This is a genomic window from Kluyvera fluvialis (assembly GCF_059725275.1).
On record NZ_AP046142.1, the window covers coordinates 1,634,393 to 1,652,403 of the forward strand.

The 18,011-nt window shown below is 54.0% G+C and carries 17 protein-coding genes; 11 read left to right on the top strand and 6 right to left on the bottom strand.

Going from position 1 to position 18,011, the window contains the following annotated elements; genetic code table 11:
* The first annotated feature begins 7 nt into the window (after positions 1–7).
* From menB to AC6I4B_RS07910, 10 genes are all read left to right on the top strand, one after another.
* Entirely contained in the window at positions 8–865 is an 858-nt protein-coding gene (gene menB, locus AC6I4B_RS07865; RefSeq protein ID WP_497770810.1) for a 1,4-dihydroxy-2-naphthoyl-CoA synthase, read from the top strand.
* Entirely contained in the window at positions 865–1,830 is a 966-nt protein-coding gene (menC, locus tag AC6I4B_RS07870; RefSeq protein ID WP_497770811.1) for an o-succinylbenzoate synthase, read from the top strand. The genes menB and menC overlap by 1 nt, the downstream gene beginning before the upstream one ends.
* Entirely contained in the window at positions 1,827–3,188 is a 1,362-nt protein-coding gene (menE, locus tag AC6I4B_RS07875; RefSeq protein WP_497770813.1) for an o-succinylbenzoate--CoA ligase, read from the top strand. The genes menC and menE overlap by 4 nt, the downstream gene beginning before the upstream one ends.
* 176 nt (positions 3,189–3,364) lie before the next feature.
* Positions 3,365–3,907: a YfaZ family outer membrane protein gene (locus tag AC6I4B_RS07880; RefSeq protein ID WP_497770814.1), complete on the top strand. Its 543-nt coding sequence runs from the start codon at positions 3,365–3,367 to the stop codon at positions 3,905–3,907.
* A 151-nt stretch (positions 3,908–4,058) separates the two neighbouring features.
* Positions 4,059–5,267, top strand: a complete 1,209-nt coding sequence (locus AC6I4B_RS07885; protein WP_497770815.1) for a nicotinamide mononucleotide deamidase-related protein YfaY — start codon at positions 4,059–4,061, stop codon at positions 5,265–5,267.
* A gap of 109 nt (positions 5,268–5,376) precedes the next feature.
* Positions 5,377–6,249 (top strand): AraC family transcriptional regulator, encoded by an 873-nt coding sequence (locus AC6I4B_RS07890; protein WP_497770817.1) that lies wholly within the window; start codon positions 5,377–5,379, stop codon positions 6,247–6,249.
* Between the two features lie 77 nt (positions 6,250–6,326).
* A complete protein-coding gene (locus AC6I4B_RS07895) occupies positions 6,327–7,412 on the top strand; it encodes a Gfo/Idh/MocA family protein (RefSeq protein WP_497770818.1) in 1,086 nt (361 codons plus the stop codon).
* Position 7,413: 1 nt separating this feature from the next.
* Positions 7,414–8,142 carry a ThuA domain-containing protein gene (locus AC6I4B_RS07900; protein WP_497770819.1) on the top strand — a complete coding sequence of 243 codons (729 nt, stop codon included), beginning with the start codon at positions 7,414–7,416 and terminating at the stop codon, positions 8,140–8,142.
* Entirely contained in the window at positions 8,139–9,107 is a 969-nt protein-coding gene (locus AC6I4B_RS07905; protein ID WP_497770821.1) for a sugar phosphate isomerase/epimerase family protein, read from the top strand. The genes AC6I4B_RS07900 and AC6I4B_RS07905 overlap by 4 nt, the downstream gene beginning before the upstream one ends.
* Before the next feature lie 21 nt (positions 9,108–9,128).
* The gene (locus tag AC6I4B_RS07910; RefSeq protein ID WP_497770822.1) at positions 9,129–10,178 is read left to right on the top strand and encodes a Gfo/Idh/MocA family protein; all 1,050 of its coding nucleotides are present in this window, start codon (positions 9,129–9,131) and stop codon (positions 10,176–10,178) included.
* On the opposite strand, the gene glpC is transcribed toward AC6I4B_RS07910, so the two are convergent.
* The 4 genes from glpC to AC6I4B_RS07930 form a co-directional block, all read right to left on the bottom strand.
* Positions 10,175–11,365 (bottom strand): anaerobic glycerol-3-phosphate dehydrogenase subunit GlpC, encoded by a 1,191-nt coding sequence (glpC, locus tag AC6I4B_RS07915; protein ID WP_497770824.1) that lies wholly within the window; start codon positions 11,363–11,365, stop codon positions 10,175–10,177. The genes AC6I4B_RS07910 and glpC overlap by 4 nt on opposite strands.
* The gene (gene glpB, locus AC6I4B_RS07920; RefSeq protein WP_497770825.1) at positions 11,362–12,621 is read right to left on the bottom strand and encodes a glycerol-3-phosphate dehydrogenase subunit GlpB; all 1,260 of its coding nucleotides are present in this window, start codon (positions 12,619–12,621) and stop codon (positions 11,362–11,364) included. Before glpB ends, glpC begins: the two co-directional genes overlap by 4 nt.
* Positions 12,611–14,239 carry an anaerobic glycerol-3-phosphate dehydrogenase subunit A gene (gene glpA, locus AC6I4B_RS07925; RefSeq protein ID WP_497770827.1) on the bottom strand — a complete coding sequence of 543 codons (1,629 nt, stop codon included), beginning with the start codon at positions 14,237–14,239 and terminating at the stop codon, positions 12,611–12,613. The genes glpB and glpA overlap by 11 nt, the downstream gene beginning before the upstream one ends.
* A gap of 125 nt (positions 14,240–14,364) precedes the next feature.
* Positions 14,365–15,231: a LysR family transcriptional regulator gene (locus AC6I4B_RS07930; RefSeq protein ID WP_497770828.1), complete on the bottom strand. Its 867-nt coding sequence runs from the start codon at positions 15,229–15,231 to the stop codon at positions 14,365–14,367.
* A gap of 185 nt (positions 15,232–15,416) precedes the next feature.
* Between AC6I4B_RS07930 and AC6I4B_RS07935 the strand changes: the two genes are divergently transcribed.
* On the top strand, positions 15,417–16,607 hold the full coding sequence (locus AC6I4B_RS07935) for an MFS transporter (RefSeq protein ID WP_497770830.1): 1,191 nt from the start codon (positions 15,417–15,419) through the stop codon (positions 16,605–16,607).
* 3 nt (positions 16,608–16,610) lie between these two features.
* Here AC6I4B_RS07935 and yfaE read toward each other — a convergent pair whose 3' ends face one another.
* Positions 16,611–16,865, bottom strand: coding sequence for a class I ribonucleotide reductase maintenance protein YfaE (gene yfaE / locus AC6I4B_RS07940; RefSeq protein ID WP_304700849.1), 255 nt, complete (start codon positions 16,863–16,865; stop codon positions 16,611–16,613).
* 1 nt (position 16,866) lies between these two features.
* The gene (nrdB, locus tag AC6I4B_RS07945; RefSeq protein WP_497770832.1) at positions 16,867–17,997 is read right to left on the bottom strand and encodes a class Ia ribonucleoside-diphosphate reductase subunit beta; all 1,131 of its coding nucleotides are present in this window, start codon (positions 17,995–17,997) and stop codon (positions 16,867–16,869) included.
* Between the last annotated feature and the right edge of the window lie 14 nt (positions 17,998–18,011).

Sequence of the window (18,011 nt, forward strand, 5' to 3'; positions counted from 1 at the left end):
ACTCGTTATGATCTATCCTGATGAAGCTATGCTGTACGCCCCTGCCGAGTGGCACGACTGTTCTGAAGGTTTTACCGATATTCGTTATGAAAAATCCGCAGACGGCATTGCCAAAATCACCATTAATCGCCCGCAGGTGCGCAACGCGTTCCGTCCGCTGACGGTGAAAGAGATGATCCAGGCGCTGGCTGATGCCCGCTACGACGACAACGTAGGCGTTATTATTCTGACCGGTGAAGGCGATAAAGCCTTCTGCGCGGGCGGCGACCAGAAAGTGCGCGGCGACTACGGCGGCTACCAGGACGACAGCGGCGTTCATCACCTGAACGTCCTGGACTTCCAGCGCCAGATTCGCACCTGCCCGAAACCGGTTGTCGCTATGGTTGCCGGTTACTCCATCGGTGGCGGCCATGTGCTGCACATGATGTGTGACCTGACTATCGCGGCGGAAAACGCCATCTTCGGTCAGACTGGCCCGAAAGTTGGCTCTTTCGACGGCGGTTGGGGTGCGTCCTACATGGCGCGTATCGTTGGGCAGAAAAAAGCGCGTGAAATCTGGTTCCTGTGCCGTCAATACGACGCGAAACAGGCGCTGGATATGGGTCTTGTTAACACCGTGGTTCCGCTGGCAGACCTGGAAAAAGAGACTGTGCGCTGGTGTCGTGAAATGCTGCAAAACAGCCCAATGGCGCTGCGTTGCCTGAAAGCAGCGCTGAACGCCGACTGCGATGGTCAGGCCGGTCTGCAAGAGCTGGCGGGTAACGCCACCATGCTGTTCTACATGACCGAAGAAGGTCAGGAAGGCCGCAACGCGTTTAACCAGAAACGCCAGCCGGACTTCAGCAAATTTAAACGGAATCCGTAATGCGTTACGCGCAGGTTTACCGCTGGCAGATACCGATGGACGCGGGTGTGGTTCTGCGTGAACGGCGGCTCAAAACCCGCGATGGGCTATTCGTCCACCTGCGCGACGGCGAACGGGAAGGGTGGGGAGAAATCTCCCCCTTGCCGGGCTTCAGCCAGGAAACGTTAGACGACGCCCAGCCGGTTGTTGTGGCATGGGTTCGCGCCTGGCAACAGGGCGCGGATGCGCCGCTACCTGCCATGCCGTCGGCGGCGTTTGGCCTCAGTTGCGCCCTGGCGGAACTGGCCAATACACTGCCACAAGAGGCCGACTACCGCGCGGCAGCATTGTGCACCGGTGATCCCGACGAGCTGGTTATGGCGCTGTCTGCGATGGCTGGTGAAAAAGTGGCGAAGGTAAAAGTCGGGTTATATGAAGCGGTGCGTGATGGAATGGTGGTCAACCTGCTGCTGGAAGCCATCCCGGATTTAACGCTGCGCCTAGACGCCAACCGCGCCTGGACGCCGCTGAAAGCCCAACAGTTCGCCAAATACGTCAATCCCGAATACCGCTCGCGTATCGCCTTCCTTGAAGAACCCTGTAAAACCCGTGACGACTCGCGCGCCTTTGCACGTGAAACGGGCATTGCTATTGCCTGGGACGAAAGCCTGCGCGAAGCGGATTTTCAGTTCGCCGCCGAGCCGGGGCTGCGCGCTGTGGTTATCAAACCGACGTTGACCGGTAGCCTGCAACGGGTGAAAGAGCAGGTTGCTGCCGCCCACGCGCTGGGGTTAACGGCGGTGATCAGTTCATCGATTGAATCCAGTCTCGGCTTAACCCAACTGGCGCGTATTGCCGCCTGGCTGACACCGCAAACGATGCCTGGGCTGGATACATTGAATTTGATGCAGACTCAGCTCATTCGTCGCTGGCCCCATAGCGCCTTGCCGTGTGGGCAAATTGAAGAGATGGAGCCGTTGTTGTGAGTTTTACGAATTGGCCGTGGCGGCACTGGAACACAGTGCGCGGTGCGGCTCCTGCGCTGCGTCTTGATGATGAAACGCTAAGCTGGACGGCGCTGTGCCAGCGTGTAGACGCACTGGCTGCCGGTTTTCAGGCGCAGGGCGTTAACGAAGGCGACGGCGTTGCGCTGTGCGCGCGAAACCGCCCGGATGCGGTGCTTGCCTGGCTGGCGCTGCTGCAATGCGGGGCGCGCATTTTGCCGCTGAACCCCCGTCTGCCTGCGCCACTGATTCAGCAACTGCTGCCGGGGTTAACCCTGCGTCACTGCCTGAATCTGGAAACGGGCGAGCATTATTCTCTGGCGCCACTACAACTGCTCAGCTCGGATAACGTGCAGGATGTGGCATGGCAGGCGCAACGCCTGGCCTCCATGACCCTGACGTCTGGTTCTACGGGGCTGCCAAAGGCTGCGGTGCATAGTGCGGCGGCGCATCTGGCTAGTGCGGAAGGCGTATTAAGCCTGATGCCCTTCAACGCCAGCGATTGTTGGCTGTTGTCTTTGCCGATGTTCCATGTTTCCGGGCAAGGTATTTTTTGGCGCTGGCTCTGTGCTGGTGCGCAAATGGCGGTCAGTGAACGCCCGTTATCGCAAGCGCTCGCGCACTGCACTCATGCATCGCTTGTGCCAACGCAACTGTGGCGTTTGCTTAATGAGAATCAACCGCTGACGTTGAAAGCGGTGCTGCTGGGTGGCGCGGCGATCCCGGCGGTGCTGACAGAGCAAGCGGCGGCGCGCGGTATTCGTACTTTTTGCGGCTATGGCTTAACTGAATTTGCGTCTACCGTTTGCGCGCGCGAAGCCAACGGCGGTGATGACGTAGGAACCCCGTTACCGGGGCGCGAACTGCGGCTGGTTAACGGCGAAATTTGGCTGCGGGCAACCAGCATGGCGGCAGGCTACTGGCGCGATGGCGAGTTAACGCCGTTGCTCAACGAGGAGGGATGGTTTGCGACGCGCGATCGCGGTGAGCTTCGCGACGGCAAACTGCATATCATAGGGCGGCTGGATAACCTGTTTTTTAGCGGCGGAGAGGGCATCCAGCCAGAAGAAGTAGAGCGTGTGATTGCCGCCCATCCCGAGGTGACGCAGGTATTTATCGTCCCGATGGATGATGACGAGTTCGGCCAGCGCCCTGTAGCGGTGGTAGACGGTGAGCCGACGCTGAATTTGCCGGAGCTTGCGCACTGGGTGAGGGACAAACTGGCGGGTTTTCAGCAACCTTGTCGTTGGTTAAGGCTGCCAGAAACCATGAAAAACAGCGGGATCAAAGTTTCACGTCATCAGCTTAAGCTGTGGGTTAACAGCGCGCCGAAAATATGAATAATAATTTCGGGTTATCACTCGATTGTTAATCATTTTTTTCACAGATATATGCGTCGTAATTGGTTACAATCCCCTTGATTATTACCCGTTTAGTACATTGAATCCGCGCCGTATGGCAGTACAATTCAGTGGTTCAAGGGTGTTTATTTTGCGTTTGCTTGTAAAGGATTAAGATGAAAAAGAGCGTGTTATTAGGTCTGGCGGGGCTGATGTTTGTTTCCGCGTCAGCGAGTGCTATCAGTATTCACGGTCAGGCGGGTAAAGAATATACCAACCTGGGCTTTGGTATGGGGACGGAAACCTCTGGCCTGGCGTTAACCGGTAACTGGACGCACAACGATGACGACGGCGATGTCGCAGGCCTGGGGCTGGGTCTGAATATCCCTCTCGGCCCGTTCCTGGCAACGGTCGGCGGTAAAGGCATTTATACCGATCCTAAAGATGGTGACTCCGGCTATGCCGCTGCGGTTGGTGGCGGTCTGCAATGGAAGATTGGCGACAGCCTGCGCCTGTTTGGCGAGTACTACTACTCTCCAGACTCTCTCTCCAGCGGTATCGACAGCTATACGGAAGCGAACGCCGGTGCGCGTTACACCATTATGCGTCCTATCAGCATTGAAGCTGGCTACCGTTACCTGAATCTCTCAGGTAAAGACGGCAATCGTGACAACGCCGTGGCCGATGGCCCATACGTTGGCGTGAGCGCGTCGTTCTAATCCCTCCCGGCGCAGCGTACTGCTGCGCCCATTTTCCCCTTCTGAAATCCGCCAGATACTTCTTCTCAGCGCTTCGCTGCGTACGTTCACCTTGATGCAACTTGACTGAATTTGTGTATAGTAAAACGTCCTCTTTTTATTGGAGAAAGTAATGATTACGGTAGAGATGCTGTCCACCGGTGACGAAGTTTTATCGGGACAGATTGTCGATACGAATGCTGCCTGGCTCGCCGATTTCTGTTTTCAGCAGGGTATTCCATTATCACGGCGTAACACCGTGGGCGATAATCTTGATGATTTGGTCGCCATCCTGCGCGAACGTAGCACCCAAGCGGATATATTAATTGTCAACGGCGGCCTGGGGCCGACCAGCGATGATTTAAGCGCGTTGGCGGCGGCAACTGCAAAAGGGGAGTCGCTGATTTTACACCCGGAATGGCTGGCAACCATGGAACGGTTTTTCAGCGATCGGGGGCGCATCATGGCACCAAGCAACCGTAAACAGGCGGAAATCCCGGCGAGCGCCGAGCTTATCGATAATCCTGTGGGGACGGCCTGCGGCTTTGCAGTGCGCCTCAACCGTTGTCTGATGTTTTTCACCCCTGGCGTGACATCCGAGTTTAAAGTGATGGTAGAAAAAGAAATTCTGCCACGCATTCGCCAGCGTTATCCGGTGGGTGAACCGCCCGTGTGCTTGCGTTTAACCACGTTTGGGCGTTCAGAAAGCGACCTTGCGCAAAGTCTCCAGCACCTTGAACTGCCGCCGGGCGTCACGATGGGCTATCGCTCATCGATGCCAATTATCGAACTGAAACTGACCGGCCCTGCCGAGCAGCGGGAAGCGATGCAAGCGCTGTGGCCGGAAGTACAAAAAGTCGCTGGTGAAAGCCTGATCTTTGAAGGAACCGAAGGCCTGCCCGCACAGCTTGCCCGTTTGCTGAAAGAAAAACAGCTAAGCCTAACGCTAAGCGAGCAGTTCACCAGTGGGCTTATCGCCCTACAGCTTTCCCGCGCGGGTGCGCCGCTGCTGGCCAGTGAAGTGGTTCCGCCGCAGGATGAAACGCTCGCGCAAACCGCGCGCTGGGCCGCCGAGCGGCGAGTGAACCATTTTGCCGGGTTGGCGCTGGCGGTGAGCGGCCTGGAAACGGAACATATCAACGTCGCGCTCTCCACCCCGAAACGGACCTGTGCGTTACAGGTGAAGTTCAGCAACACTCGGCACAGCCTGGCCGTGCGTCAGGAAGTGTGCGCCATGATGGCGCTGAACATGCTACGCCGCTGGTTGAACGGCAAGGATATTGCCAGCGAACACGGCTGGATTAACGTGGTCGAAACGCTGGATATTGCCGCACAGGCTTAGCGCATCTGCATTTTGCCTATGATGAATGTGGTAAAACGCTAACGCCCCGATAGCAAAATCGGGGCGGGTAGCCTGAAGGATATACACAGCGGCAACGGAGATGATTGCCATGAGTCACTACCTTGAATTATTTCACCTTGACCGACCCTTTCCGTTTCAGCGCTTTGTTCACGAAGGTGAAGTGCTTGTTTATCCTCACTGGCACAAAGTTATTGAGATCATTTATGTGACCCGGGGCGTACTGCATCTGGGGATCAACGATGTTCCGATTGTGATGCAGGAAGGTGAGATCCAGTTCATTAATGCCGGGGATATTCACTATTTCCTCGCGTCCCCCAACAGCGAGCGGATCGTCATTCAGTTTGATGCTTCCCTTTTTCATGAAGAGGAAAGTGCAGGTGATCCCGGCTTGCGCCAGCTCTTCTGCGCAATAGAAACTCATAGCCGTAGCTGGCCTGCTGAAACAACGGCGAAGATCCGCGAACTTTTGGCCGCCATTAATCAGGAAGAGCAACATCAGGCCACCGGTTATAAATACATGATTAAAGCTGCGCTAACGGAAATAATTGCGCTTATCTATCGGTATATTCCGCTTAACCCGCAGCAGGTTAACCGCCCCTTAGGGGAAGCGGTGGCAAGTAAATCAGAAAAGACTTTAGCCCGACTGGATAAAATCTTCTCCTATATTGAAAATCATTATCATGAATGTATTTCTCTTGATGATGTTGCAAAATTTATGGGATTCAGTGCCTGTTATTTTGCCCGCTTTTTCAAAAAAAACACCGGTATGACATTGGTTCGTTTTCTACATGATTATCGCTTGAATCAGGCTAAGTGGTTATTGTTGAACGAAGAAATTCCCGTGTCGGAAATCGCCGAACGTGTTGGCTTTAATAGCGTAAAAACATTTCATCATGTATTTAAACAAAATACGGGTATTGCGCCGCTAAAATATAGAAGGTCAATATCCGGGATAAAATGATAAAAAGCCAGGAACATTAGCGCTGACTTATTTTGTATCATAACGCCAGTTATCATATGGAATGGAGAACGCTGGTTATGGTCAAGATAGGTATTATAGGTTGTGGCGGTATTGCTAATGGAAAACATATGCCCGCCCTGATCCAGATCCCGGAAGTCGAACTGATAGCTTTCTGTGATATTAACGTTGAGCGGGCGGAAAAAGCGAAAGCGGAGTATGGCTCTGCTGACGCTAAAATCTATACGGATTACCGCGAAATGCTGGCCGATCCCGGGATAGATATTATTCACGTATGTACGCCCAATATTTCACACGCCAGTATTTCAATTGCCGCTATGGAAGCGGGAAAGCATGTGATGTGTGAAAAACCGATGGCCAAAACCTCGGCTGAAGCGCAGGCGATGGTCGATGCCGCGCGCCGCACCGGTAAAAAATTAACGATCGGGTATCAGAACCGTTTCCGCAAGGACTCACATTATCTGCATCAGGTCTGTGAAAACGGCGATCTTGGCGAAATTTACTATGCAAAAGCCAAAGCAATCCGGCGGCGTGCAGTGCCGACGTGGGGCGTTTTTCTGGATGAAGAGGCGCAAGGAGGCGGCCCATTAATTGACATTGGGACCCACGCGCTTGATTTAACCCTCTGGATGATGAACAACTATCAGCCAAAATGCATTGTCGGCAACACCTATCATAAACTGGCGTCCACCCGGGATGCGGCAAACGCATGGGGTCCGTGGGACCCGGAAAAATTCACCGTCGAAGATTCCGCCTTTGGTTTTATCACCATGCAGGATGGCGCCACCATTATGCTGGAATCAAGCTGGGCGCTGAATACGCTCGATGTGGGCGAAGCGAAAACCGCACTCTGCGGCACCAAAGGCGGTGCGGATATGGATAACGGGCTGCGCATTAACGGCGAAACCTACGGCGCGACCTGGGAAAAAGAGGTTCAGTTCGCCGTCGGTGGCGTCGATTTCTACGATGCCACCGGTGACTCTCCAGCGCTGCTGGAAGCGCAGTCATGGATTGACGCGGTGATCAACGATAAACCGCCGGTGGTGAAACCCGAAGAAGCACTGGTGGTCACGCTAATTCTGGAAGCCATTTACGCGTCGGCCAAAACAGGGCTGCCGGTCTATTTTAACCGTGAGGAGCAGTGAAATGATTCGTGTCACTGTCTGGAATGAATACCGGCATGAACAACAAGAGCCGCATATCGCGGCGGTTTATCCGCACGGCATCCATAGCCAAATTGCCCAATTTTTACAGACTGCCGGATTCAGTACCCGCACCGCCACACTGGATGAGCCGGAACATGGTCTGACCGAAAGCGTCCTGAACGAAACCGATGTATTAATCTGGTGGGGGCACATCGCCCACAAAGACGTTGACGATAAAATCGTTGAGCGCGTACAGCAGCGGGTATTACACGGGATGGGGCTTATCGTGTTGCATTCCGGGCATATGTCGAAAATCTTTATGAAGCTGATGGGCACTAGCTGCGATTTGAAATGGCGCGAGGCAGATGAAAAAGAGCGGCTGTTTGTCATCGACCCAGCTCATGATATTGCCAGAGGCATTCCCGAAAGTTTCGTACTGGAAAAAGAGGAAATGTACGGTGAGCACTTTGATATTCCCACCCCAGACGAAACCGTTTTTCTAAGCTGGTTTGAAGGCGGTAACGTTTTTCGCAGTGGTATTACCTATAAACGTGGCAACGGGCGAATTTTTTATTTCCAGCCGGGCCATGAAAGCTATCCGACTTACTATAACGAGATAGTGCAGAAAATTATCTGCAACGGCGTGGAGTATTGCTGCCCGCGTAATAAAAATTATCCCGTTTACGGTAACGACAAAAATCTATTCCCGATACAAGGAGCAGTAAAATGAAACTTGGCGTTTTTACTCCTTTATTTGCCAGCCTGTCGCTGGATGAGATGCTGGATAAAGTCCAGGGCGCTGGTCTGGATGCGGTGGAAGTGGGCAGCGGCGGTAATCCCGGTAATCATCATTGCCCCACCGATGAGCTATTAGCCAGCGCAGAGGCGCGGACCGCCTATTTAGAAAAATTCAGCTCGCGCGGTATTACCATTAGTGCGCTGAGCTGCCATGATAATCCTATTTCGCCAATCAAAGCGGAACGTGAAGCCGCCGACGCTATTTTACGTAAAACCATTCGGCTTGCCGCCTTACTGGGCGTACCGGTGGTGAATACCTTTTCCGGCACGGCGGGAAATGATGATCAGGCCACAGCACCCAACTGGCCGGTTGTCCCGTGGCCGACGGTGTATAGCGATATGAAAACCTGGCAGTGGGAAAATAAACTGATCCCTTACTGGAAAGAGATCGGTCGCCTGGCGCAAGAGCATCAGGTCAAAATCGGCATTGAACTGCACGGCGGTTTTCTTTGCCACACTCCGTATACCCTGTTAAAGCTGCGGGAAGAAACCTGCGACGCCATTGGCGCAAACCTCGATCCCAGCCATTTATGGTGGCAGGGCATCGACCCGGTTGCCGCGATTAAAATCCTCGGTGAAAAAGGCGCAATCCACCATTTCCACGCCAAAGATACTTATCTGGATCAGGATAATATCAATATGTACGGTTTAACGGATATGCAGCCCTACGGCAGTATTCGCAGTCGCGCGTGGAATTTCCGCACTGTCGGTTATGGTCACAGCATTCAGCAATGGTCCGATATTATCAGCGCCCTGCGTACCTGGGGTTATGACTACGTGGTCAGCATTGAGCACGAAGACGCCTTAATGTCGACAGACGAAGGCTTTATGCGTACGGTCACCAACCTGCAATCAATATTAATCCGGCAACCTTCGCAGGATATGTGGTGGGCATAACGCACAAATAAGGATAGCAAGATGCTTAAAATAGCCATTATTGGATTTGGCGGGATGGGGACTTACCACGTTAAGCTGATGGCCGCCAGCGAACGCGTCCGGGTTAAAGGCGCTTTCGATATTGACCCGGCGCGTTTACAGGCGGCGGAAATGCAGGGGCTTTTGCCTTATTCCTCGCTTGAGGATGTTCTTAACGATAGCGATATTACGGCGGTATTAATTGCCACGCCGAATGACGTGCATAAAGCGCTGGCGATCCGCGCGCTTGAAGCCGGAAAGCATGTTATTTGTGAAAAACCGGTGGCGCTTTCGTCGAGCGAATTTGAGTCTATTTTGCAGGCGGCGGAAAAAGCACAGCGAATTTTTATGGTTCACCAGAATCGCCGCTGGGATGAGGATTTCCTGATTGTGCGGCGCATCCGTGAGGAAAAGCCCATCGGTGAGATTTTCCATATTGAATCGCGGGTGCAGGGGGCCAACGGTATTCCGGGCGACTGGCGGCATAAAGTGGCGCAGGGCGGTGGGATGGTGCTGGACTGGGGCGTACATCTGCTGGATCAGCTATTGTTGCTGGACGACAGCGCGATTCGCCAGGTTTACACCTCATTAAGCTACGTGCTGGGTGACGAAGTTGACGACGGTTTTACCGTGCATATTCAGTTCCACAGTGGGTTAACCGCCCATATTGAAGTGGGCACGACTAACTTCATTACGCTCCCCCGCTGGTATATCAAAGGAACTGCAGGCACGGCGCTTATCGCCGACTGGGATTTAAGCGGCAAAATGGTGGTGGCGACTGGGCAGAAAGATGTTCCGGCTCCGACGCCTATTCAGGCCGGGGTCGGGCTGACCAAAACGATGGCTCCGCCCAATGAAGACGCCGTCGAGGAAAAAGCCCTTCCCGCGCCTTTAACCCATGCCACCAGTTTCTACAATAACTTTGCCGATGTGGTTCTGGAGGGCGCGGAGCCGGTAGTCAAAAACCGGGAAGTGATGCGGGTGTTGAAGCTGATGGAAGCGATGTTTACTGCTTTCCGTGAGCAACGCATCATACAAAATCCTGACATTTAATTCAGTGCCTGCGCTAACAGCGAAATGGGATGTTCACAACGCTTACTGGTGGACATCTCAATTTGCCATTTGCAGGTTTCACAATCGGTTATCACTAAATCCGCACCGCTGGCTTCTATTTGCGCAAACAGCGGTGCGCCTATCGCTTGTGATGTTGGGTAGTTTTCGCTTTTAAAACCATAGGTTCCGGCAATGCCACAGCATTGCGAATCCAACACTTGTAGCTGGAGGCCGGGAATACGCCGCAGCAGTTCAAGCGTATACAGCGACCAGCCCATTTTCTCCATATGACACGGCGTGTGATACACCACTTTTAGCGGCAGTGGCTTGAGCGGTAATTCCGCGCCTTTGTCCAGTTCACGCCACAGCCAGCGGGTTGCCAGTTCGATGTGTTCACGCAGGCCGCTGTTGTCCACATCCAGCAAGTGCGGGTATTCGTCGCGTAGCGTAAAGGTGCAGGTGGAGGAGGTGGCGAGCACCGGCAGCCCTTTGCTGCTAATGGCCTCGCGTAGCGCCGTGACATTGCTTTGCGCCTGTTTACGCGCTTTATCAAAGAAACCGTTGGCAATTAGCGGCACACCGCAGCATTTCTCTTTGCTTAATAGTTGTACGCCAATGCCCATTGCATTCATCACCTGAATTAAATCCAAGCCGAGCTGGGGATGGTTGTAATTGACGTAGCAGCCGTGGAAAAAGGCCACCTGTTGTTCAAATTGCGCCTGATGTTTGGCGATACGCTGATAGCGGTGGCGAAAAGTTCCAAAAGAGTATTTGGGCAGGCTGCGGCGGTGGTCGATTTTCAGCGCGCTATCCAGCAACTGGCGGACGGGCTTTAGCCCTGTGGCGGCGTTAACGATGGGGGCAAACGGCGTGGACAGCGTGCCTATCAAATCGGTATGGCTGAGAATCGTATCGCGCAGCCCCGGCTTTTGCTGGCTATAGTCGGCGCGGGCGCGCTGAATAATATCGCCGATTTTGACATCAGAAGGGCAGGCAACCTCGCAGCGCTTGCAGTTAATGCAGTATTTCAGCGCTTCGTCGTATAAGCCGCTGTCTTTTAGCCGCAGCCTTTCGCCATCTGGCCCAGCCTGTTTGGGGCCAGGGTAGCGAGGGTTTACGCGGCTGACCGGGCACACGGTAGTGCAAACGGTGCATTTGATGCAGTTTTCAAAGCTGTGCTGGTTCATGCCTGGCCTCCGGCTAAACAGATTATCTGCTCTGCAGCGTGGAGCGCGGTAGCGGCACAAACGCCGCCGCCGCATCCCTGGGCAATGGCATCAAAGCCGCCCAGTAACGAACCAATCGCGAACAGATTATGCAGCGTGACGCCGCGCAGCGTGGGATGCAGTTTTTCATCAACGACCACGCCAGACTGCTGCCACGGCTGCGAGCTAAAAAAGTCATCGCTATACCATGCGGCGCGCGGCGTGGGCTGCTGAATATCTAAGCCGAGGATCGACTCACGAATTGCGTCGCGCTCGGCGGTTAAACCGTTGCTGAAAAAGCTGCCGCTCGCCAGCACCGCAAAGCGGGGACGCAGCGGAATATTGTCGTGATTACGTGTCCAGATTTCGCTGATTTTGCCGTGGTCGTGGCGCATATCTATTACCTTATCACCCGGCATCCAGATGCCGCCCAGCGTGATGAATTGCCGTTGCAGCGCCGAATGCAGGCGCAGGCCAGGCACGGACGGCGGCAAGGTTGGCAGTAGGTGAATCGGGCAGGGCAGACGCGCATTAAGCCAGTTCAGCAAACGCGTGTCGCGCAGGCCAAAACAGGCGGGCATCAGCAGCGCGTTGCAGCCTTCACTAAGCGGCTGTAAGGCTTGGTACAACTGGGGCCACAGCGCTTCATCGTCCAGTACTCGCGCGATATTGACCGCGCGAAATTCGGTGGCGTTATCCCGCAAAACGTCCAGCGCCGGGAGGTCTATCTCGGCGGTATCGGTGGTTAACCCTTGCTGGCGCAACGTGTCGGCGACCAATGGCGCCTGAAAATCAAGAAACCCGCTGATTCCAACGACGCGTAAATGCCCCGATGGCAGCGGCGCGATGGGCACTTCCGCAGGGCTAAGCCAGGCTGGGCGCAATGTCCCCAGCGGCGTCACGCGCGAGTGTGGCTGCAAAACGTCGCCTTGCATCTCTACGCCGCATTCGGCCAGCAAGGCCTGTGTCTGTTGGGCATAGCGCAACACGTGGGATGCGCCGATTTTGGCGTATGGATGCTGTGGCCACCGGTCGCACAGCGCTGCCAGCCCCTCGGCGGTGTTGCTGACGGCCTGACCGTCGGGTAACGCGCTCAGTAAATCCAGCGAGCCGGAGGAAAAATGCAGTGCGCTTTGGCCCCGGCTGACGATGGCGCAGCGCAGGCCCGCTTTTTGCAGCGACAAACCGCACAACAGCCCGGCTAGCCCGCCGCCGATAATAACGCTATCAAATTTCATCCGCAGACTCCTTTTGTAGGCCGCACAGCCCCTGGTATACCCATCGCGTTAGCTCGCTTTCGCGCAGCGCATCGCCCCAGGCAATCGGCTGCACGCCTTTCCAGCGTTCGTTGAGAAAGTCCGAAAGCTGTGCCAGCGATTGTGCCGAAGTGGTGACGTTAAAGCGTTGCAGCAGTCCGCTGGCGCGGCAGGCGCACAGTTCGCCCTGACAGGTTCCCATGCCGACACGGGTACGGCGGCGTAAATCCAGCAGATTATTGACCGCCAAATTTTCCACTGCGTATTGCACTTCTCCGGCGGTGACGGCTTCACATTCGCAGACCACGCTGCGGTGTAACCGGCTGTTACCGAGCCATTGCGGTGTGCGATCGCCGTGGCGATAGACCGCCGATCCGCGCAGCGGTGCGGGCAGGGAAATCATCCGTTGCAGCGTTTTTTCTGTGGACTCCTGCGAGCCTGGGAGCGGTGTTTCGGCGGTGGTGCACGGCTGGTGATGATTCAGCTTGCGGCAAACGGCATCGGTGGCCCATTGCGCCATCAGGCGATAGGTCATCAGTTTGCCGCCGGTAATGGTGATAAACCCTTCAAGGCCGTCGCGTTGTGCGTGATCGAGCAGGACAATGCCACGGCTGACGTTGCGCCCGCTTGGGTCGTCGTCGCTGGCAACCAATGGCCGCACACCGCAGTAAGCGCGCAATATACGGGTGTAGGCCATCGTGGGGGCGAGTTTTTCGCCTTCGCGCAGCAAAATATCCACTTCATCGGCGGTGACGCGGCAGCGGTCGATATCGTGGTAATCAATGTGCGTGGAGGTTGTGCCAATCAGTGAAATGGTATCGCCGGGCACTAAAATGTCGGCGTCGGCAGGGGGGCGGCAGCGGTTAATCACGTGCTGGTTAATGCGGTGGTCGAAAATCAGCAGCGAGCCTTTTGCCGGGAACATGCGGATGCGCAGGTCGGCATATTCCGCAATGCGTTGCCCCCAGATCCCGGCGGCATTGACGACCACCGGAGCGCGCAGCTCCCGCACTTGCTGGTTGGCGTGGTTAAGCAGACGAACGCCGCTAACGCGGTCGCTGTGGCGGATAAGCCCAGTCACTTCATGGGCGGTTAAAATAGCCGCGCCGTGTTCTCTGGCATCCAGCATATTGGCGGCAGTCAGGCGGAATGGGTCAACCGTGCCGTCCGGTACGCGAACGGCGCCAATCAGCGCGGGGTTAATCGACGGTTCAATGTGCCGCGCCATTGCCGGCTCGATAGCATCGGCCTGAATACCCGCACTGAGGCAGGCGTCGATAAACCGGCGCTGGTAGGTGATGTCGTCTTCCGGCAGGGTGATAAACAGGCCGCTGGTCGGCTCGATACAGTGGCGAGCGATGCGGCGCAGAATCTGGTTTTCACTGATGCATTCGCGTGCGGATTCACTGTCGGTGACGGCGTAGCGCGCGCCGCTGTGCAGCAATCCGTGGTTGCGGCCAGTTGCGCCGGTGGCGATATCAAAACGTTCCACCAGCACCACTTTTAGACCGCGCAGCGCACAGTCGCGAGCGATGCCCGCGCCGGTGGCTCCGCCGCCGATGATAATCGCGTCATATTCATTGACAGAGGCGCTGTCCATAAAGTGTCCTTAATGTTCGTTTTGTTTTCATTAAGTCACATTTATGCGGTAATTTGTTTGATATCGAACATATTCGCGCGTCAATCGAAAGTTTTGCTGTCTATTTTGCGCGCTGCGTCGCTTTTTTAAATGATCCCCGTGCTGACCAACTGGTGTAGCAATTGTAAGGGGCTGCCCGTGACCGGCGGTTGGTGGGCAATCAGCGAGATCTGGCGGTAAAATGCAGGCTCCAGCGGCACGGAGTTCAGCGGTTGTTCAAGCGTTTTGAGGGTTAGCTCCGGTAATAGGGCAATGCCTAATCCCTGGCGGATAAAACTCATTGCCGTGCTGGGATGGTTAAATTCATATCTTATTTTAGGGGTAATATTCATTCCGGCAAACAGCGCCATAATACTCATTTCATAACGCCCCTTGCTGATAATCAGTGGTTCATCAAACAGTTCATGCAAGGTAATATTTTTACGGTTAATAAAACGGTGGTTATCTGGAACGACGACGGTAAATCTGTCTTTATATACTGGCGTCGTGAACATACCTGCGACGGGAATATGAACAAATCCGGCGTCAATATTGTTTTCGCGAATATCGTTAATAATCTCTGCACTGTTGGCTTCATGCGGAACGATTTTAATCATGGGATGGTGCTGCTCAAAATAACGGACGATTTTTGGCAACACGCTGGCGCAAATACTGGGGAAACAGCCGATCCGCAATAGACGCTGCGGCGTCTGTTTTTCCTGCTCGGCAATCTCTTTAATGGCGCTGACTTCGTTCATCAGGCGACGCATATGCGCGATAACCCGTTCACCTGCGGCGGTGGGTGTCACCTTTTTACGCCGCTCGCGCTGGATGATCAGCACGCCCAGTTCGTCCTCCAGTGCGGAAATGGCCTGGCTGACGGCCGATTGTGTCATATACAGGCGCTTGCCTGCCTCCGTAAACCCGCCGCATTCCACTACGGTGAGCAGGGCATTGATTTGCGTTATTGTCATTAGCTTTTTCTACTCAATGTAATTAAAACAATTAATTTTACTAATTTATCGGTGATTCTTATACTTTTTAACCGGACTCGATCACAAAATCACGCACGCAATTATTTTCTTTTTCTATGTGTTTCTGAGTTTATATATTTTCAATGAATATATTAGTGTGTGCCGTTAAATCAGGTTGGAAATAAATGAAAGAAAAACTATGGACAAAAGATTTTTGGGCTATCACGATTATTAGCTTTATTATTTTCTTCGTGTTTTATGTTTTGCTAACGCTCTTGCCTATTTATATCGCCGATAATCTTCATGCCACTGTGGATAAAGCCGGTCTATTGGTGACCTTTTTCCTCGCTGCCGCCATTATTGTGCGACCGTTTGCCGGGCAGTGGGTGGGGAAATATTCTAACAAGATGATTCTGATACTTTCTTCTCTGGCATTTTTGGGGGTTACCGCGCTGTATCCGTTTTGCCGCAGTATTGAGGCACTGCTGCTTGTCCGCGTGCTTCATGGTATGACCTTTGGGGTTATTACTACGGTAAAAGGGACGATTTCCGCTCGGCTTATTCCTGTCTCCCGACGTGGAGAGGGCATCAGTTTTTTCTCCTTAGCGATGGGATTGGCGATGGTCGTTGGGCCGTGGATTGGCCTGAATATGGCGCGCCAGAGCGCATTTACTCTCGCATTCTGGTTGTGCGTGGCGGTGTCTGCCGTGGGCATTTTACTGGCGCTGGTGGTGAGTGTGCCGCCGGTTATTCGCCATGCGGATGGTTCGCAGCCGAAACTGGGCTTTTCTGCGATGTTCGATAAATCCGCCATGCCGTTTGCGACGGTCACTTTTTTTATGACTTTTGCCTACGCAGGGGTGTCGGCTTTCCTTGCGTTGTACGCGCGTGAACTCAACCTGATGGCCGCCGCTAGCAATTTCCTGCTGTGTTACGCCATTTTCCTGATGATTTGCCGCGCATTTACCGGCAACGTGTGTGACAAAAAAGGGCCGAAATATGTGGTGTATCCGTGCCTGTTGGCGTTCACCATCGGCCTGGTCCTGCTCGGCTATACTCAGGGGAGTGTGATGATGATTATCTCCGGTGCGCTGATAGGTATTGGTTATGGTTCAGTTACGCCGATTTTCCAGACACAAATTATCAGCTCAGTTGAACCGCATAAAATTGGCGTTGCTAACTCACTCTTTTTTAATGCTATGGATGCCGGACTGGCGCTGGGGGCATTTGTGATGGGGCTAATGGTTGAAGGCGTTGGTTATCGGGCGATTTATCTGCTTGGTGCATTGCTGGTGGTGTTGGCGGGGGCGTTGTACATCGTGCAGATGAAAAGGCGCGGAAACGTTAAATTGGTTTCCGCGCATGAAGTGCATTAAGCGTTACATTTCAATCTCGATATCACCTTTTGCCCGGCAGCAGCAGGGCAAAATTTCATCCGGCTGAATGAAAGCCAGCGGTTCGGTGAGCCAGTCTACCTGCCCGGAGACAAGGCGGGTACGGCAGGAGCCGCAGTAACCTTCACGGCACTGATACTCTACCTCAACGTTATGAGATTCCAGCGCCGCCAGCAGGGAGGGGTGTTCATCCTGGCACTGCAAACGCGTGCCAGTGATGCGCAGAAAAACGCGGCTCATATCAGAGCTGGAAGTCGCTGAGATCGTCAGTATTGACTTCCGAGTCAATCTGCCCAACCAGATATGAACTGACTTCCACTTCTTGTGGCGCAACCTGCACGTTGTCGGACACCAGCCAGGTGTTGATCCACGGGATTGGGTTAGAGCGCGTCTGGAACGGCAGATCCAGACCAACTGCCTGCATACGGATGTTGGTGATGTACTCAACGTACTGGCACAGAATGTCTTTGTTCAGGCCAATCATTGAACCGTCGCGGAACAGATAATCTGCCCACTCTTTTTCCTGCACCGCCGCCTGCACAAACAGGTCATAGCACTCTTGTTTGCACTCTTCGGCGATTTCCGCCATTTCTGGGTCATCGACACCGCTACGCAGCAGGTTCAGCATGTGCTGAGTGCCGGTCAGGTGCAGCGCTTCATCACGGGCAATCAGGCGAATGATTTTGGCGTTGCCTTCCATCAGCTCACGCTCGGCGAACGCAAAGGAACAGGCAAAGCTGACGTAGAAGCGAATCGCTTCCAGCGCGTTTACGCTCATCAGGCAGACGTAGAGTTTTTTCTTCAGCTCGCGCAGGTTCACGGTGATGGTTTTACCGTTGACGGTGTGCGTGCCTTCTCCCAGCAGATGCCAGTAGCTGGTCATCTCAATCAGCTCATCGTAATAGCCGGAAATGCCTTCCGCACGTTTTTGAATCTGCTCGTTGGTGACGATGTCATCAAATACAATCGCCGGATCGTTAACGATATTACGGATGATATGGGTATAAGAACGGGAGTGAATCGTTTCAGAAAACGCCCAAGTTTCAACCCAGGTTTCCAGCTCTGGAATGGAGATAAGCGGCAGCAGCGCAACGTTCGGGCTGCGTCCCTGAATGGAGTCCAACAGGGTTTGGTATTTCAGGTTGCTGATGAAGATATGCTTTTCGTGTTCCGGCAGCGCTTGATAGTCAATACGGTCGCGGGATACGTCAACTTCTTCTGGGCGCCAGAAGAAGGAGAGCTGTTTTTCAATCAGCTTTTCAAAGATGTCATATTTCTGCTGGTCGTAGCGTGCCACGTTAACCGGCTGGCCAAAGAACATCGGCTCTTTGAGCTGATCGTTTTTCGTCTGTGAAAAAGTGGTATATGCCATGAATGTGAGTCCTG

Excerpts from the sequence above, each read along its gene's own strand:
- AC6I4B_RS07880 (WP_497770814.1), top strand. The coding sequence starts at position 3,365 with ATGAAAAAGAGCGTGTTATTAGGTCTGGCGGGGCTGATGTTTGTTTCC.
- AC6I4B_RS07895 (WP_497770818.1), top strand. The coding sequence starts at position 6,327 with ATGGTCAAGATAGGTATTATAGGTTGTGGCGGTATTGCTAATGGAAAA.
- glpA (WP_497770827.1), bottom strand. The coding sequence starts at position 14,239 with ATGGACAGCGCCTCTGTCAATGAATATGACGCGATTATCATCGGCGGC.
- AC6I4B_RS07905 (WP_497770821.1), top strand. The coding sequence starts at position 8,139 with ATGAAACTTGGCGTTTTTACTCCTTTATTTGCCAGCCTGTCGCTGGAT.
- menC (WP_497770811.1), top strand. The coding sequence starts at position 865 with ATGCGTTACGCGCAGGTTTACCGCTGGCAGATACCGATGGACGCGGGT.
- glpB (WP_497770825.1), bottom strand. The coding sequence starts at position 12,621 with ATGAAATTTGATAGCGTTATTATCGGCGGCGGGCTAGCCGGGCTGTTG.
- menB (WP_497770810.1), top strand. The coding sequence starts at position 8 with ATGATCTATCCTGATGAAGCTATGCTGTACGCCCCTGCCGAGTGGCAC.
- AC6I4B_RS07910 (WP_497770822.1), top strand. The coding sequence starts at position 9,129 with ATGCTTAAAATAGCCATTATTGGATTTGGCGGGATGGGGACTTACCAC.
- AC6I4B_RS07935 (WP_497770830.1), top strand. The coding sequence starts at position 15,417 with ATGAAAGAAAAACTATGGACAAAAGATTTTTGGGCTATCACGATTATT.
- yfaE (WP_304700849.1), bottom strand. The coding sequence starts at position 16,865 with ATGAGCCGCGTTTTTCTGCGCATCACTGGCACGCGTTTGCAGTGCCAG.
- AC6I4B_RS07900 (WP_497770819.1), top strand. The coding sequence starts at position 7,414 with ATGATTCGTGTCACTGTCTGGAATGAATACCGGCATGAACAACAAGAG.
- AC6I4B_RS07890 (WP_497770817.1), top strand. The coding sequence starts at position 5,377 with ATGAGTCACTACCTTGAATTATTTCACCTTGACCGACCCTTTCCGTTT.
- AC6I4B_RS07930 (WP_497770828.1), bottom strand. The coding sequence starts at position 15,231 with ATGACAATAACGCAAATCAATGCCCTGCTCACCGTAGTGGAATGCGGC.
- glpC (WP_497770824.1), bottom strand. The coding sequence starts at position 11,365 with ATGAACCAGCACAGCTTTGAAAACTGCATCAAATGCACCGTTTGCACT.
- nrdB (WP_497770832.1), bottom strand. The coding sequence starts at position 17,997 with ATGGCATATACCACTTTTTCACAGACGAAAAACGATCAGCTCAAAGAG.
- AC6I4B_RS07885 (WP_497770815.1), top strand. The coding sequence starts at position 4,059 with ATGATTACGGTAGAGATGCTGTCCACCGGTGACGAAGTTTTATCGGGA.